At 62.1% G+C, this 15,663-nt stretch carries 15 protein-coding genes; 4 read left to right on the top strand and 11 right to left on the bottom strand.

What is annotated here, in order from left to right:
- Positions 1-86 precede the first annotated feature (86 nt).
- Complete coding sequence (locus AB4Z24_RS10275; protein ID WP_441708030.1) at positions 87-515, bottom strand: VrrB protein; 429 nt, start codon at positions 513-515, stop codon at positions 87-89.
- 260 nt (positions 516-775) lie between these two features.
- Here AB4Z24_RS10275 and AB4Z24_RS10280 point away from each other — a divergent pair, with 260 nt between their 5' ends.
- On the top strand, positions 776-1,681 hold the full coding sequence (locus AB4Z24_RS10280) for a DUF937 domain-containing protein (RefSeq protein ID WP_441708032.1): 906 nt from the start codon (positions 776-778) through the stop codon (positions 1,679-1,681).
- A gap of 81 nt (positions 1,682-1,762) precedes the next feature.
- On the opposite strand, the gene AB4Z24_RS10285 is transcribed toward AB4Z24_RS10280, so the two are convergent.
- From AB4Z24_RS10285 to AB4Z24_RS10300, 4 genes are all read right to left on the bottom strand, one after another.
- Positions 1,763-2,110 carry a hypothetical protein gene (locus tag AB4Z24_RS10285; RefSeq protein ID WP_441708034.1) on the bottom strand — a complete coding sequence of 116 codons (348 nt, stop codon included), beginning with the start codon at positions 2,108-2,110 and terminating at the stop codon, positions 1,763-1,765.
- 192 nt (positions 2,111-2,302) lie between these two features.
- Entirely contained in the window at positions 2,303-2,650 is a 348-nt protein-coding gene (locus AB4Z24_RS10290; RefSeq protein ID WP_290991035.1) for a RidA family protein, read from the bottom strand.
- Between the two features lie 67 nt (positions 2,651-2,717).
- The gene (locus AB4Z24_RS10295; protein WP_441708036.1) at positions 2,718-3,305 is read right to left on the bottom strand and encodes a GDYXXLXY domain-containing protein; all 588 of its coding nucleotides are present in this window, start codon (positions 3,303-3,305) and stop codon (positions 2,718-2,720) included.
- Positions 3,302-4,408, bottom strand: coding sequence for a DUF2157 domain-containing protein (locus AB4Z24_RS10300; RefSeq protein WP_441708038.1), 1,107 nt, complete (start codon positions 4,406-4,408; stop codon positions 3,302-3,304). The genes AB4Z24_RS10295 and AB4Z24_RS10300 overlap by 4 nt, the downstream gene beginning before the upstream one ends.
- Positions 4,409-4,647: 239 nt before the next feature.
- Here AB4Z24_RS10300 and AB4Z24_RS10305 point away from each other — a divergent pair, with 239 nt between their 5' ends.
- Together AB4Z24_RS10305 and trmFO are read left to right on the top strand one after the other, a co-directional pair.
- A complete protein-coding gene (locus AB4Z24_RS10305) occupies positions 4,648-6,018 on the top strand; it encodes an Nramp family divalent metal transporter (protein WP_441708040.1) in 1,371 nt (456 codons plus the stop codon).
- Positions 6,019-6,219: 201 nt separating this feature from the next.
- On the top strand, positions 6,220-7,653 hold the full coding sequence (trmFO, locus tag AB4Z24_RS10310; protein WP_441708042.1) for a methylenetetrahydrofolate--tRNA-(uracil(54)-C(5))-methyltransferase (FADH(2)-oxidizing) TrmFO: 1,434 nt from the start codon (positions 6,220-6,222) through the stop codon (positions 7,651-7,653).
- A 5-nt stretch (positions 7,654-7,658) separates the two neighbouring features.
- Here trmFO and AB4Z24_RS10315 read toward each other — a convergent pair whose 3' ends face one another.
- From AB4Z24_RS10315 to yajC, 6 genes are all read right to left on the bottom strand, one after another.
- Positions 7,659-10,079, bottom strand: a complete 2,421-nt coding sequence (locus AB4Z24_RS10315) for a hypothetical protein (protein WP_441708043.1) — start codon at positions 10,077-10,079, stop codon at positions 7,659-7,661.
- A 20-nt stretch (positions 10,080-10,099) separates the two neighbouring features.
- Positions 10,100-10,933, bottom strand: coding sequence for a squalene/phytoene synthase family protein (locus AB4Z24_RS10320; RefSeq protein WP_441708045.1), 834 nt, complete (start codon positions 10,931-10,933; stop codon positions 10,100-10,102).
- A 141-nt stretch (positions 10,934-11,074) separates the two neighbouring features.
- Positions 11,075-11,452 (bottom strand): Mth938-like domain-containing protein, encoded by a 378-nt coding sequence (locus AB4Z24_RS10325; RefSeq protein WP_441708047.1) that lies wholly within the window; start codon positions 11,450-11,452, stop codon positions 11,075-11,077.
- 30 nt (positions 11,453-11,482) lie between these two features.
- Positions 11,483-12,454 carry a protein translocase subunit SecF gene (gene secF, locus AB4Z24_RS10330; RefSeq protein ID WP_441708283.1) on the bottom strand — a complete coding sequence of 324 codons (972 nt, stop codon included), beginning with the start codon at positions 12,452-12,454 and terminating at the stop codon, positions 11,483-11,485.
- 18 nt (positions 12,455-12,472) lie between these two features.
- Positions 12,473-14,092 (bottom strand): protein translocase subunit SecD, encoded by a 1,620-nt coding sequence (secD, locus tag AB4Z24_RS10335; RefSeq protein ID WP_441708049.1) that lies wholly within the window; start codon positions 14,090-14,092, stop codon positions 12,473-12,475.
- Between the two features lie 89 nt (positions 14,093-14,181).
- Positions 14,182-14,520, bottom strand: a complete 339-nt coding sequence (gene yajC / locus AB4Z24_RS10340) for a preprotein translocase subunit YajC (protein ID WP_290991012.1) — start codon at positions 14,518-14,520, stop codon at positions 14,182-14,184.
- A gap of 227 nt (positions 14,521-14,747) precedes the next feature.
- Here yajC and AB4Z24_RS10345 point away from each other — a divergent pair, with 227 nt between their 5' ends.
- Positions 14,748-15,611, top strand: coding sequence for an ATP-binding protein (locus AB4Z24_RS10345; protein WP_441708051.1), 864 nt, complete (start codon positions 14,748-14,750; stop codon positions 15,609-15,611).
- Positions 15,612-15,663 lie beyond the last annotated feature (52 nt).

Below are 15,663 nucleotides of genomic sequence, written 5' to 3' on the forward strand. Positions count from 1 at the left end.
AGCACCTAACACGCGCAAAAAAGCGGTCCGGGCAGATGTTCCTGCGCGGACCGCTCGAAAGTCACGTATTTGAATTTAGGCCAATTCTAACGGCGGTGATGACCGCCATGTCCGTGGTGGCCCCAGCCATGGTGACGGCCGCCCCAGCCACGATGACCCCAGCCACGGTGGCCCCAGCCGTGATGGCGCCAGTGACGGTGCCTGTAGCCACCATAGTACCCGTAATACGGGCCGCCGTAATAGTCGTCGTCATCATAGTAGTAGCGATGGCGAGGATAGTAGCCGTAGTAGTAGGGCCACCCAAATCCGAAATACAAACCGCGACCCCAGCGGCGATGATGGCGCCATCCGCGGTGCCACCCACGATGATAGCGGGCCTCAGTGACGAGGCCCGGAGACTTGTCGACCTGAATTTGCATAGCGGTTAGACCAGCAGCCGCATTGGCGGATGCTGGGGCCGCTCCCGCGAACAGAAGTCCGGCGAGCACGGACAACGACATTACAAGCTTTCGCATTGCTCTCTCCCAGATGGGTCATTCTCCCCCGGACGTCTTCTCCGGACGTAGACCCAGCGCATTCCGAACGCGGAACGTGCCTGTGCGGTTTCGCGTGTATCACTGTACCTTCTTCGCACCAGTGAAATTGCGAGCACCTGTGCTCTCGATGCACGATATGGCAGTAACTTGTATGGCGGATACGTATCCGGATGGCTGGCAGTCGCTTGCCGCCATGCTAGTAAGTTCAGGTCTGACTTCGACAATCACCGGAGACCGGCGTGACCATTGATGACAGCTTCCGGAGTGCGTCGGGACAAGAACTCATTGGAAAAATTGCCGGCGCCTACGGCATCGACGAGCAAAGCGCGCAACGCGCTGTTCAATCACTCACGGATGAACTGCAGGCGCGCATTCAACGCTCCATGCTCTCGCGCGGCGGCGTGGCCGATGTGGTTTCTCTCGTTACGGCTCCAGGCGCGACCCGGACACCGGCCGACAGCGCGGGTTTCACCTCGCCAGAGCTTGTCGCGAACGGTGATCAGATCCTCAATGTGCTGATCGGCAACAAGCATGTGAGCCGCGGGATCGCTGCGCGAACGGCATCGAGCTCCGGAGTCGACGCGCCGACCGTCCAAAAGCTTCTGCCCGTGGTCGCGACCTTGGTGATCGGTGAGCTGCAAAGGCAATCAGGCCCCGCGATTGCAAAGGTCGCGAGCACCATTCCGGGGTTTTCCGGCGCAGGCGGAAGCCCGTTGCCCATGCCGGGCGACACGTTTCCGCCTATCGGGGGAAACACCTACTCGAAGCCGAATGACCGGCCGCCTTTCGAAGGGAGTGGACCGGATAAAACGCCCGGACCATCGCGCCCGATCGACGGCGGCAGCCCTCTTCCGGTTCCGGACGACGACATTCCGGGTCTTGGGCGGCGTGGCCGTTATCCCGGTCCCGCGTCCGAGCCTGACGACGATAATCCGTACAGCCGGCTTCCCGATATCGTTCGGCGCGGTGGTCAGCAGGTTCCGGGCCCCGATGGCGGCTCCCTCGAAAGCGTCATCCGTTCGATCCTCGGGAACCTCCTCGGCTCGAACAGCGGCGTCGTCGGCACGATGATCAAGCTGTTTCTTCTTCGCTGGATCGTTTCGATCGTGCGACGCGTGCTCGCGCGCGCACTTGGCCGGGGCTGACGCCGCGATCCTCGTTCGGAAAACAAGAAAAAAGGCCGGCTCGAAAGCGCGGCCTTCTTAGATCCCGAAAATCTTACGTCTCTAGCGGCAGGGTCTGGCGCTGATATCGCAGCTCCACGAACCGCCGGGGCCGGCTTGAGAGCACTTCACGCTCTTGCTCGATGCGCGGCCCCAGTGCGCCCAGTCCGAGCCATATTCGAAATCGGTAAAATCGGCCCAAGATTTAATGCCGACAGCAAGAGCGGCCTTCTTCGACGACTGTCCAGCACTCGAGCCATAGTGGTAATGGTCGACGAAGCAGGTGCGACCGCCCTCGCGCCGCTGTTCGTGAATTGCCGCTACGCCCGTGTCGTCAGCGAACGCAGGAGCGGCGCAGGCAAAAAGCGCGGCCACGGCGAGCGCCGGCCTCATCCATCCGAAGCGAATCATTTTTTCCCGTCTCCGAAGACAATCGAGGGCAGACCCCCCGTCGCGTATTTCGCAGATTCAGCGGTGCTCCTCGATAGCTTTTCAAGCGGACGGGAAAGGAATTTCCACGCGAGAGGCAATCGGGGCACAGGTTGTTACCGAAGCGCAAATACTTCAATCGCGCTTCGGCAATTTCGAATCTGGACGTGGAGTTTACTTGACCGCCACGACCGAGATCTCGACGAGCATCCTCGGATCGATGACCTTGGCTTCGACGCAGGCGCGTGCCGGTGCGCCCTTGCCATCGAGCCATGCGCTCCAGGCTTTGTTCATGCCGTCGCGGTGGCGGATGTCGTTGAGCCAGACGGTCGCCTGCAGAACTTTCGTCTTGTCCGTGCCGGCGAGCGCCAACAGGCGGTCGATCTCGGTCAGAACTTCGGCGGTCTGGCCTTCAACGTCCTTGGAAAGATCCGTCGGGATGACGCCTGCGGTAAACACGAAGCCGTTGGCCTCGGTGACCTTCGAATAGACGGGTGAAGTTTCATAGCGGGTGACGGTCACTTGAGGTCTCCATTTCCGGTTTTTTATCCGGCCGCCTCATAGCAGGTGGCCGGGCCCGCCTGAAGCCTCAAAGAAGCGGTGGGTCTTCGTGCCGCTCACCGTCGACGATCAGGCCTTTGAGGGCTGCCGTGCCGTCGGCGGCAACCGCGACGATCGCCTTAATCTCATGCGATCTGACCTTGTCCTCCAAGACGCGGCCCGTGCCTTCGGGAACGAAGTAGTTTTCGATGCCGTAGCGGACGATTATGCGGGTTACTGCGGTGTTTCCGTCCTGCCAGGCCGATTTGACCCGTCCCTTGATCACGGCCTCTCCGGGCGCGACTTTGGATGGGTACCGGTTGCCGACATGCGTTTCGGTCCACTTGCCGTCCGAGCCCAAGGCCAGCGTGACATAAGCCGGTGCGCCAACCGAAAAGCCGGTGAAGTCGGGATCCGTTTCCGTGGTCGACTTCGTGAGCGTGCTGATGTCATAGCCGAGCGTCACGTAGTCACCGCGAAAGATGTCGCGCGGATCGAGTGGCTTTACGGCCAGCGTGATTTCCTGACCCGACTTCAGAAGGCGATCGCGCGCGTAGACCATGTCGAAGAGCGCCGCCGATTGGGCGATCGCCACGACCGCAAGCAGCGGCCAGACCCATTTTTGTTTGCTGATCATGCCGGACGCCCTGCACCTGCGCTCCGCCTGGCCAAGCGCAATGCCACATACGCAAGGAGTGAAACGATGATCGCCGCAACCAGGAAGAACAGCGATGTTCCGAGAATGGAACCGACCGTGACGCTGTACAGCGCGAGGATCTCGGCAGAGAAGGCGATGTAGCCGATCCAAAGCGCGCCGCGGTTACCGGTCGACAAGGCGTAGGCGATAGCGGCGAGGATCAGTGCGAGCGCTACCACGGCCAGGGCGATAAGATCGCCGAGCGGCGGCACTACCAGGAATTGCCGCGCAAAAAGTCCGGCGAAGGCGACGGCGAGCGCGTACGAAAAGAGCGGGGCGGCGATGTGATCGAGCTTTGCATCGAGGTCCGGTTGCAGCTTTTCCATCGCGACGGCGGCCGCGGCGGCGAGGCCGCCAATGACGGCAACGAGACCATGCTGATGGCCGCCGCTCAGCTGATAGCCGAGCGAGATCACGAACATCGCCAATGCGAGTGCGGAAAGATGAAGGCCGGGACGCCAGCGTTGCCAAATGAAGGCGGCCGTGACGAGCGCCCACCCGATGAGGAATGCCCAATGGACACCGTTCTTCTCCGACGTTTCGAAGAACGACCAGACGCAGACGAGAACCATCGCGAGGGCGAGTGCCGGATTGGATCGCAGCATCGCACCGGCGAAAAGCGTCCCGACCCACCACATCAAAACGCCGTCCGACGGATTGCCGCTGATGTTGTACATCTGGCTGATCAGCATGATGCTGGCGCCGAACATTCCGGCTGAGAACAGTATCGCGGCATCTGCGAACAGAGGGTGGCCGCGCGCCCCAAGCCACCCGGCGGCGCCATAGCCCGCCCAGATGGTGGCGAGTAGCAACAGGAGGCGCCCGAGCCGGGGCATGTCCTCCCAGTGCGCGGCAACGAACGAAATCGCGGCGAACCCGAAGAGGACGCTGGCGAGAATTCCGAGCGCCGGGGCGAGCCCCACTTCACGCCCACTGCTCTCGACGTCGGCAAGGATTGCTGCCCGACCCTCACCGCTGACCCATCCATTGGACTGCCAGCGCTCGAGGTCGCGCCTCAGACGGTTTTTATAGGGGGACCACATTTCGGGCATCACCGGCGGAATCGCTGCTTCATGCGGCTTATGGTGGACCACGCGGGCACGGCGTTGGCTAGACCGCGGCAGCACCGTGATGCCGCCGCATTCCCCCTGATCTCGCGATTTATCCCAATTTCGGCGGTAACCACATTTGTCACAGCAATCGGGCCGCCGCCGTTCTTGACGCGCGCCCGCTTCTCAAGCACTCTAGTTGCGAATGATTGTCATTTGCAAAAGGTGACTTTATGGATGCCCGCACGGGAACCGTAGCCCCTCCCGCCGAAGCTGCCAGGGCAGCCGACGGCAGCTGGCGGAAACCCGTGGAGGAACGCTCGCTGGGCGAAGTCTTCCGGACCGTTCGGGTTCAGGACCATGCGAGTTACTGGCGACGTCTCGCTGCGTTTTTCGGCCCCGGCTACCTCGTCGCGGTCGGCTATATGGATCCCGGCAATTGGGCGACGTCGATCGCCGGCGGATCGAAATTCGGTTACGCGCTGCTGTTCGTCGCGCTTCTGTCGAACGTCATGGCGGTCATTCTGCAATCACTCTGCGCGCGTCTCGCCATCGGCTCCGGACGCGATCTGGCGCAGGCGTGCCGCGACGGCTATCCCAAATGGGCCGCCTTCCCGCTCTGGCTTCTGGCCGAAATTGCAATCATCGCGACGGACGTAGCGGAAGTCATCGGCACGGCCATCGGCCTCAATCTTCTGTTCGGGATTCCACTCGAGATCGGCGTTCTGCTGACGGCCCTCGACGTTTTCGTCGTGCTGCTTTTGCAGCGGCTCGGCTTCCGGTACCTTGAGGCTTTCATCATCGCCATGCTCGGCGTCATCGCCATCTGCTTTTCCGTTCAGATCGCACTCGCGGATCCGGAATGGGGCGCCGTCATTCGCGGCTTCGCGCCAACGACGGACATCGTGCGCAATCCCGAGATGCTCTATTTGGCGCTTGGCATCATCGGCGCGACCGTGATGCCGCATAATCTCTACCTGCATTCGGCCATCGTCCAGACGCGCGCTTTCGGTACTTCGACGAAAGAGAAGCGAGAAGCTTTGAAATTCGCGACGATCGACTCGACCGTCGCGCTGTGCTTTGCGCTGCTGATCAACGCGTCGATCCTGATCCTCGCCGCCGCCACGTTCTATAAATCGGGAAACACGGAGGTGGTGGAACTCGGACAAGCGCAGTCTCTGCTGCATCCACTGCTTGGATCGGCGATCGCGCCGACGCTTTTCGGCATCGCGCTTCTGTGCTGCGGCATGAACTCGACCGTTACGGCGACGCTCGCCGGCCAGACGGTCATGGAAGGCTTTCTGCACATCAGGCTGCCAGCCTGGCAGCGGCGGCTCATTACGCGTTCCGTCGCGCTCTTGCCGGCGGCTGGCGTCACCCTCTTCTATGGTGAGGCGGAAACGGCAAAGCTGTTGATCCTTTCGCAAGTCGTGCTGAGCCTGCAGCTTCCCTTCGCAATCGTGCCGCTCGTGCAGTTCACGGCGAGCCGCAAAAAGCTTGGCGATCTCGTCTCGCCGCGCTGGCTGACGGCCGCGGCGGGCATCATCGCGGTGACAATCATCGCGCTCAACGCGAAGCTGACGTGGGATTATTTCACGGGTTAAAATCGGCTTAGACGCTCGTCGCAGGCCCGCAATCGCGAGCGAAAGCAGCGGCAGCGGCATAACTCGTTGCAAGCCCCGGCGGCCCCGCTTAAATAGCGACCGATAGGCCACTGAGGTGCCGCGTGCACATCGCCAATCGGCACCGGGCCAATTCGCTTCAAAATTTTCACCGGAACTTCGTTCCCAGGCTGTGGAGCCGCCGTGCATATCGTTAAGACATCCGCCGTTCACGTCATTGGCGCCGGGCTCGCGGGCTCGGAGGCGGCACACCAAATCGCGGCGACTGGCACGCCCGTCGTGCTGCACGAGATGCGGCCGGTTCGCTCCACGGAAGCGCACAAGACCGACGGCTTCGCTGAGCTCGTCTGCTCCAACTCATTCCGCTCAGATGATTGGGAGAACAACGCCGTCGGCTTGCTGCATGAGGAACTTCGCCGTGCGGGTTCGCTCATCATGGCGGCTGCGGATCAGCACAAGCTGCCGGCCGGCGGCGCTCTCGCCGTCGATCGCGATGCCTTCTCGGCGGAAGTAACGGCGCGCATTTCGGCAAATCCGCTGATCACGATCGTGCGCGGCGAGCTCGACGGCCTACCGCCCGAAGATTGGACGAACGTCATCGTTGCGACGGGACCGTTGACGTCACCGGCACTGAGTGCAGCGCTCGCGACGCTGACGGGCGAAGACTCGCTCGCGTTCTTCGATGCGATTGCGCCGGTCATTCATCGCGATTCCATCGACACGTCGATTGCGTGGTTCCAGTCGCGTTACGACAAGGCGGGACCAGCGGGAACCGGCGCCGATTATCTCAATTGCCCGATGACGAAAGACGAATACGAGGCGTTCATCGATGCACTTCTCGCGGGTGAGAAGACGTCGTTCAAGGAATGGGAAGCGTCCACGCCCTACTTCGACGGCTGTTTGCCCGTCGAGGTCATGGCGGAGCGCGGCCGCGAGACGCTTCGCTATGGGCCAATGAAGCCAGTCGGGCTCGATGATCCGCGCACGGGACGCTGGCCACATGCGGTCGTTCAGCTTCGCCAGGACAATGCGCTCGGCACGCTCTGGAACATGGTTGGCTTCCAGACGAAATTGAAGCACGCCGAACAGGTGCGCGTCTTCCGGATGATCCCGGGTTTGCAGAACGCGGAATTCGCACGGCTCGGCGGCCTTCATCGCAATACGTATCTTAATTCGCCGAAGCTGCTGGATCGTTCGCTGCGGCTCAAGGCGATGCCGCGCCTGCGCTTTGCGGGGCAGATCACCGGCGTCGAGGGTTATATCGAGAGTGCAGCGATCGGTTTGCTTTCGGGCCGCTTTGCAGCGGCGGATGCGACGGGTGCCGCTTCAGTTGCGCCACCCGCGACGACGGCGCTCGGCGCGCTCCTCAATCACATCACCGGCGGACATATTGTCAGCGACGATGCCGAGCGTGGCGCCGCGCGATCATTCCAGCCGATGAACATCAACTACGGTTTGCTTCCCGATCTCGACGTTAACCCGACGCACGACCAAAAGGGTCAGCGGCTCAAGGGGCCGGAGCGCGGGCGGGAAAAGAAGCGGGCGATGTCGCGCCGCGCGCTTGCCGATCTCGCGGTCTGGCTCGGCGATGCGACGCCGGCGAAACGGTCCGCCTAGGGATTTTATTGTGCGCCGGTCGTGCCGCCGGAAGCCGGTGCAAACCGTTGCGGCGTGAACGGCGCGTCAGCCGGCGGCGTTTGCGTTGCCGGTGGGGCTGCTGGCGCCGGTTCAGATACCGTCGGCTGCGTGCTGCGATTGAGCGGACGGATCTCGATGGGCGTACCCGCTGGTGCGGGCGGCGGCGGAGACGATGCCGGAACGACTGCTGTCTCCGTCGGGGGCCGTCCGACGACGGCTTCCGAAGGCGTTTGGTCTTCCGGGCCGGACGTCACGCCGACGGTCGGGCCGCCGGAAGGCGTGTCCGCGTCATCGGGGTCCGCTGGCCCCGCAGCAGGCAGGGCGTTGAGCGGGCCCGAGGGCTTCGCCGGCAATGCGCTCGTCGCGCCGTTCCCGATGGCGGGCTGCTTAGCCAACACCGAATTGATGTCCGGGATTTGCGCATTGGGTTCGGCGACGGCGGGCGGCGGCACGTCGTCGGGGGACGGCACGGTGTAGCCTGCCGGGTCGGCATCCGGCCCCGCACCGTATTTCGCCAGCACGCCGCGCGCTTTGTCGACGACAGCGTCGGCGATTGCGGCCTGGCCTTCGGCGGTCGGATGGAAGGCGCCCGAGTACGTCGATGCCAGGATGAGCTGGAACGGTGCGAAAGGCTCGATGCGCAGAACCTTCGTCAGCAAACCGGCGGCAACGTGGAAATTGCCCGTCATGAACGCATCGTTCGGGGTACGGAACCAGCGCTGCCGTGCGGCATAGGGCTGATAATCGGCCGGGTTGTAGGGCGACCATGCGCCGTCGATCTTGCGCGGAAGCCTAAGGTCGTCGACCTCGCTCACGCCTTCGACGCTCAAGCCCGCGCATATGCCCCGGCCGATGAAGGCGCGGCGGTGCGTTTCGACGAATGTCCAGCCGAACTCGAAGGCGCTGTCGCGCATGAGCCGGTGCAGTTTGTCGGCAAACCAAGTGCCGAGCTTCAATTTGGTCCGGTCCAACTGGAAGTCGGGCACGACTTCCATGCCGGAGTTGCCGCTGGCGCACATCTGGCTGCCGTCACCTTCGAGGGCGAGGCCCGGATAGGCGACGAGCAAAATGCGGTCGCTCTCCTGCCAGGGCACGTACAGAATGCTGTGTATGGCGCGATTGAGTGACTTATAGCGCACGCCCAACGTACTGAGCTCAGCGGACGCCTCCGCCTCGCCGTGCACTTGGCCAAGCCAGCCACCAAGCTCGCGCAGCAGGGATTCGTTGGAGAGGACGGCATTCGCCAAAAGCCGCGAGAAGCCGATGTCGTTGCCGCCGATGGAGAGCAAGACGAGGTCGATTTTGCGCGCGTCATCCTGCGGGCACTTGCGTAGAATGATGTTCTGCAGTTCGGGAATGGTCCCGTTCATGTGATAGGCTTCAGGCAGATCGAGAGTCTGCGTCTGGTTGTTTCCGCACTGCGCTTCGGCGACCGCCGATATCTGAGAAAGGCGCGGCGGGTTCGGCACCCATTCGTTGCCCTTGTAGCGCAGAAACAATCCGTCGGTGATTTCGGCGCCCGCGCACGACACGCCGACGAACGTTACGGCGCGGTGCGGGTCTTCGATGGCAAGTTGCAACGCTGTCCGCAACTGCTCGGAATAGAGCGAGCGGTGGCAGGCCTGATCGAGCCAGCGCGCATTCTCCTTGATGAAGGCCTTATCGCCGAGATCGCGCCAAGGGCCGATGCGCGAAGGATATCCAGTGAGCCCGCTGTAGAATCCGACAGTGCTGTAATCCGACGAGCGCTCGCGGGAAAAGCGGACGGCGCGATCAGGATTGCCCTCGCCAGAAGCAAAGCTGTCTCCCATGCCGGCAATCAGAATGTCGCGAACCTTGATCAGCTGCTTCGCAATCTCGCGGCCGCCGATTTCGACGGTGACCATCATGCCGCCAGGATACGGAACGACGAAGCGCGCCGGCTCGTTGCACGGTTGGGTGATGGCGTCGCCACGAGGATTCTTGGCGTCGCCACGCGGTGCCGTCAGCCATCTGCATGAAAGCGAGGATGCATCATCTACGCCCGTCACCTGAACGATGACGGCATGGTTCGACGGGTTGATGTAATCGTCGTAGGCATCGCATTTGAAGCGATTGTTGTTCCAACACGTCTTGCCGAACATCGATGCGGCCCAGCCGTCGCGGTCGCCGCTTTGCAGCGCGTGCTCGCCAGACAAGACCGGGGTGGAGCGTTCCGACGGGCCCAATGCGCGATAGGTGGCGCGATGGGCTTCGGTATCATGAGGGTCGGTGAAGAAGCGGAACGGGTTTTCAAGCCGCCAGGTGATGACGGGCGAGCCGGCTTCGGCGCGATCGGGCGCAAGAACGCTTCCGGCCGTGCACAAAAGCGAAAAGACCAGCCCCGCTGCGAGTGCCCGCAGCCCACGTCTTGAGATGAACCCCATCTGCCCTCTTCGCTTGGCCGTCAGACGCGACCTGACCAATGCGCGCGTGCAATACGCCACAATCGAGCGATAGGCGCGATTTCCAAGATGTCGCGCGCCGGCTCGTGTCGAGGGTTCTGCAAAGCGCGAAAATAGGGCTCCACGAGGGCAAGCGGCAATAAAGCCGTTGCTGCGGCTTTGGGTTTGCCCTTCAGCTGGCGGCGGACTTCGGCAAGTGCTTTGCGTCCTTCGCTTACGAGCCATGCCGTTTGCGGACGCCAGTCTTGCGGCTCATCGGGTCCGAAAGGGTTTGGAGAGCGCGCCATCGGCAGCAGCGCGCGGTGTCTCATCAGAGCATATGGTAGTTCCAGGCCGATGCGGGCGAAGCCGGAAGCCCGGGACGCTGCAGCGAGCAACGGCTCATCTATGGTGACGTCGAGGATCGCAGCCGCAAATACGAACGGCGTGCCGTCGATGACGCGCATTGATCTCGCCAGGGCGGCGTCGTCCGCCGGGGCCTCGCCGTAAAAAGCGTCCGCATGGGCCGCGAGGTAATCCTCGATAGCTCCGAGGGAAAGCGCACGGCGGCGGATGACCTCCGCAAAGGCATCGAGCACAGGATTGCCGGAACGCCCGCTTTCTCCCCGGCTCAGAAAAGAGTCTCGCCACCACGCAACGCGAATTTCGCCGAGAGCGGCTTCGCTGACGAGACGCGATATGCGTTCGATCTCGCCGGTAAATGCCGCGAGTGCGATGAGATCTTCGCGTGCCTCGTGGGGTGCGAAGAGCGCGGCGTAGAAACGATCAGGCGCATGAGTTCGCGCGGCGAGGCGCACCGCATCGAAGTCGATCGCTCGCGTATCGGAGTTGCTCACACGTCACTCGCGGATTGGAGGCGCTACTTCGGACGGCCGCTAGAGCGTTTCCGCTTTTCTTTGAATCGCGAAAACGCTCTTGCCTTTTGTTTTGACGCAATTCCAGACGCAAAACCGTTGCACACTTTTGCTGGAATTGCTCTACGGAACTGCGATCAGCGCCGCTGCGATCGTTCGTTTCTCTGCGATCAGGATGTTGTACGTGCGGGCCGCGGCTCCTGTCGACATCGGCTCGAGGCCGACGCCGGCTTTCGCGAATGCGGAATAGACCTCGGACGAAGGCCAAAGCTGCTTCTCGCCCGTGCCGAGCAGAACCGTGATCGGAGGCTCCAGGCGGCTCAGGATAAAGTCGATGTCTTTCTCGTCGAGCGCTTCGGCGCTTGTCGCGGTCCAGGCATAGACGCCGCTCGGCACGCAGATGATCGAGCCGCGATGGCTCATCTCCGCGAAACGGAAGCCGCCGTTGCCGTAGGCCGTGATCGCCGTTTCATAGGGGTAGCGGGCGACCTCGGGCGTCATAACGGCGGCGTTCCTCGTTCGCGCCGCCTATCAGGCCTTGGCGCGGCTCGTCTTGGTCGCGGCAACTGCCTTCGCAGCAGCGTCGCTCCAATCCCGCTTGACGCCGAGGTAGCCCAATAGCGGGGCGGCGATGAAGATCGACGAGTACGTGCCGATCACGACGCCCAAAAGCATTGCGAGGTTGAAGCTGCGAATGACTTCGCCGCCGAAGATGTAGAGCGAGACCAGGACCGCGATCGCAGTGACACCGGTCAGGATTGTACGCGACAGCGTCTCGTTGATCGAAAGGTTCAAGAGCTGGTTCAGCTCCATTTTCTTGAACTTGCGGAGGTTCTCACGAATTCGGTCCGACACGACGACGGTGTCGTTCACGGAGTATCCGAGAATGGTCAGAAGCGCGGCGACGGTCGACAGATCGAATTCGAGCCGGAACAGGGAGAAGATACCAGCGGTCAAGAGGACGTCGTGGGACAACGCCACGACGGCGCCGAGAGCGAACTGCCATTCGAAGCGGAACCATACGTAGGCGACAATCGCCAAGATACCCGCGGCGACGGCGATGAAGCCCGTCATGCGCAATTCGCTCGACACGGCCGGGCCGACCACTTCGACACGACGCTGCACATAGTCGGCGCTCGTTGCGTCAATCACCTTCTGTACGGCGGGCTGTTGAGCGGTTTCCCCGCCTGGCTGCTCCTCGAGCCGCACGAGCACGTCGTTCGGCGTGCCGAACTCCTGAATCTGCACGTTGCCGAGACCCAGAGCGTTGAGCTTCTCACGCAGCGACGAGATGTCAGCATTGCCGCTCTTCGTCTGCAGTTCAATCAGCGATCCGCCTTTGAAGTCGACGCCGTAGTTCAGGCCGAGCGTCGCGCACAGCGCTATGGATATAGCCATCGCGATAATAGATGCGACGAGCGCGGGCCCCTTGAACTTCATAAAGGGCAAGTTCAGGTCGTGCGGGAAGAAGTCGAAGCCCTTGAAGACCGGTATAAGTTTCATCAACACGGAAGTGGTCTCCTAGACCGGCACGATTTGGATGCGGCCCTTCGGCTGGGCCTTGAGCCAGAACGAGATGAGCAGCCTGACGACCGTCACGGACGCGAAGATCGACGTCAGAATGCCGATGGTCAGCGTCACGGCGAAGCCGCGGATCGGACCCGAGCCCAGCCAGAACATGATGAGCGCGCAAGCCAGCGTCGTCAGCTGACTGTCGGCGATCGTCACGAAGGCGCGCTGGAAGCCCGCATCGATGCTGGCAATCGGCGATTTGCCCGTTCGCAATTCCTCGCGGATGCGCTCATAGATCAGAACGTTCGCGTCGACGGCCATCGCGACACCCAAGACCAAGCCAGCGATGCCCGGCAGCGTCAGCGTCGAGCCGATGAGCGTCATGAGGGCGAGCGTCAAGATCAAGTGCACGAGCAGACCGACGCACGCGAAGATGCCGAACGTCCCGTAGGCAAGGACCGTCAGAAGGATGACCGCGATGCCGCCGATGATACCGGCGCGCTTGCCGTCGGCGATCGAGTCGGCACCGAGCGACGGACCGACGGTCCGCTCTTCGACAATCGTCAACTTCGCAGGCAGCGAGCCGGAGCGGAGCTGAACGGCGAGGCGGTTCGAGCTTTCGACGTTGAAGCTGCCGGAAATCTGGCCGGAGCCTCCGAGGATCGGCTCGCGGATAACGGGTGCGGAAAGCACCTTGTTGTCGAGCACGATCGCGAAGGGCTTGCCGACGTTATCCTTCGTGAAGTTGCCGAACTTGCGCGCGCCGCTTTGATTGAAGCGGAAGTTGATGACCGCCTCGTTGGTGCGGTTGTCGAAGCCCGGCTGGGCGTCGGCGAGGTCGTCGCCCTGGACGACAGGCTGTTCGCGCAGCAGATATTCTGCGGGGCCTTCGCTCCTGTCGCCGGGGTAGATCTTGTAACCCGGAGGGATGCTCGTCTGCTTGGCCTCCTCGGCGCTGAGCGAGGGATGGACTTCATGGAAGGTCAGCTTGGCCGTTTCGCCGATGAGCGCCTTCAAGTCCTTGGTGTCCTTGAGACCCGGAAACTGGATCAGGATGCGGTCAGTGCCCTGCCGCACGATCGTCGATTCCGAGGTGCCGAGATTATTGACGCGGCGATTGATCGTTTCGATCGAAGCCGCGGCCGCGTTTGAGATACGCGCGCGGAGGCCCGGTTCGGTCGGCTTTACGATGATGGTGCCATCGTCATTGCCGGCCGTGACGGAGATATCGTAACCGCCGGTGCCGAGCACGGCGCTGCCGATCGATTGCCTCGCCTTGTCCAATTGCTTGATGGCCGCGTCCCGTTCCTCGGGCTTCGCGAGCTTGACGACGAGCTGGGTGCCCTGGATGCCGATGCCGGTGAAGCCGATTTTCGCATCACGAAGAAGCTTGCGCGATTCATCGCGCAGGTTGTTCATCCAATCCTTCTTGATCTCGTCCTGATCCATTGCGAGCAAAAGATGCGCGCCGCCCTGAAGGTCGAGCCCCAAAGGCAGCTGCTTCTTCGGCACGAAGGATGGCCACGATGCGACCGTTTCCTTTGCGAAGAAGTTCGGCATCGCGATTGCGAAGCCTGCGAGACAGGTCAAAATGATCAGAATGATTTTCGTGCGTGTGAATTGCAGCATCGGAACAGGGTCTCAGACGTTAGGAGATGCGCGGATCAGAACTTGCGCATCTGGGCGCAGCTACGTTCTCGCACGATGAAGACGTTCAATCACGTTGCGTCTTTGACAGGTTCGCCCTTCGTGCGGACTTCCAAAAGGGTGCCCTTGACGATGCGGACCTTCAAATTGTCGGCAAGTTCGACTTCGATTTCGTCGCTCGTGTCGGAGGCCTTCGTAACCTTGCCGACCATGCCCCCGGAGGTGACGACCGTGTCGCCGCGCCGGACGGCGTTCAACCGCTCACGAAGCTGCTTCGCGCGCTGCGACTGCGGACGGATCAGGAGGAAGTAGAAAATCGCCAGCATCGCCAGCATCGGAATCAGAAGGCCGCCGAGTGGGTCCATCGGGCTGGCTGCGGCGGTCTGCGCGAATGCGGAAGTCGTAAACATTGGAAAGAATGGTCCTCCGGATGCGATTGAAATAAGCACTACCGCCCCGGATCCCAATGGTCCGGAGGGATGAGCCCCCTCAAATTCGGGCGGACTATAGTGGTCCGAAACCCTTTTGCAACCTCGCATAGGCCCATGAAAGGCCGTTGGCACTGGATCGGGCAACGATTAAACACGCTTTTTCCGGCGGATAGCGCGCCGGGCCTTCAGCCTTCTGGAAATCCTTAATGACAGATGCAGATCCCAATCGCCCGCTCTTGGAACGGATCGCCGACGCTCTCGAGCGTTTGAGCCCCGCCCCGCTCCGGACCGCCAATTTCACCAAAGCCGACGCATTCGTGTGGCAAGCCGATACGGCGAGCTTCGAGCCGGTTCCGGAGGTTAGCCGCGTGCCGTTGAAGCTTCTCAAGGGCATCGACCGGACCGCGGGCATTCTGCTCGACAACACGCGGCGCTTCGCGGCAGGCTTTCCGGCCAACAACGCGCTGCTTTGGGGCGCACGCGGGATGGGCAAATCGAGCCTCGTCAAAGCGGCGCATGCCGATGCCTTGAGCCTCAGCGGCGGACTGAAGCTCATCGAGATCCACCGTGAGGATATCGGATCGCTGCCGAAGTGCCTGGCCATTCTGAAGGCCGCGCCCTTCCGCTTCATCGTCTTCAGCGACGATCTTTCGTTCGATCACGACGACACGAGCTACAAATCGCTGAAGGCCGTGCTCGATGGGGGCATCGAGGGCCGTCCGAAAAATGTGATTTTCTACGCGACATCCAACCGCCGTCACCTCATGCCGCGCGACATGATCGACAACGAGCGGGCGACGGCCATCAACCCCGGCGAGGCGACCGAAGAGAAAGTGTCGCTCTCGGACCGTTTCGGACTCTGGCTCGGCTTTCACAATGCGAGCCAGGACGATTATCTCGCGATGGTCCAAGCCTATGTCGAGCACTTCGGCATCGCGGTCGCGGACGATGAATTGCGGCGGGACGCTCTCGAATGGGCGACGACGCGTGGCGCGCGGTCGGGCCGCGTCGCGTGGCAATACGTGCAGGATCTGGCGGGGCGCACGCGAACTTCGACGGATAAGGTCTGACCTCTTTCGTCGTCCTTGGAGCGGCGCGCCGATGGCGCGCTCGGCCGAGGAT

Origin of the sequence: Hyphomicrobium sp. 2TAF46 (genome assembly GCF_052114865.1) — a bacterium.
Taxonomy (GTDB): Bacteria; Pseudomonadota; Alphaproteobacteria; order Rhizobiales; family Hyphomicrobiaceae; genus Hyphomicrobium_B.

Coding starts and splice junctions, on each gene's coding strand:
- AB4Z24_RS10275 (WP_441708030.1), bottom strand. CDS start 515: ATGCGAAAGCTTGTAATGTCGTTGTCCGTGCTCGCCGGACTTCTGTTC.
- AB4Z24_RS10285 (WP_441708034.1), bottom strand. CDS start 2,110: ATGATTCGCTTCGGATGGATGAGGCCGGCGCTCGCCGTGGCCGCGCTT.
- AB4Z24_RS10295 (WP_441708036.1), bottom strand. CDS start 3,305: ATGATCAGCAAACAAAAATGGGTCTGGCCGCTGCTTGCGGTCGTGGCG.
- AB4Z24_RS10300 (WP_441708038.1), bottom strand. CDS start 4,408: ATGTGGTCCCCCTATAAAAACCGTCTGAGGCGCGACCTCGAGCGCTGG.
- AB4Z24_RS10305 (WP_441708040.1), top strand. CDS start 4,648: ATGGATGCCCGCACGGGAACCGTAGCCCCTCCCGCCGAAGCTGCCAGG.
- AB4Z24_RS10315 (WP_441708043.1), bottom strand. CDS start 10,079: ATGGGGTTCATCTCAAGACGTGGGCTGCGGGCACTCGCAGCGGGGCTG.
- AB4Z24_RS10325 (WP_441708047.1), bottom strand. CDS start 11,452: ATGACGCCCGAGGTCGCCCGCTACCCCTATGAAACGGCGATCACGGCC.
- secF (WP_441708283.1), bottom strand. CDS start 12,454: ATGAAACTTATACCGGTCTTCAAGGGCTTCGACTTCTTCCCGCACGAC.
- secD (WP_441708049.1), bottom strand. CDS start 14,092: ATGCTGCAATTCACACGCACGAAAATCATTCTGATCATTTTGACCTGT.
- yajC (WP_290991012.1), bottom strand. CDS start 14,520: ATGTTTACGACTTCCGCATTCGCGCAGACCGCCGCAGCCAGCCCGATG.
- AB4Z24_RS10345 (WP_441708051.1), top strand. CDS start 14,748: ATGACAGATGCAGATCCCAATCGCCCGCTCTTGGAACGGATCGCCGAC.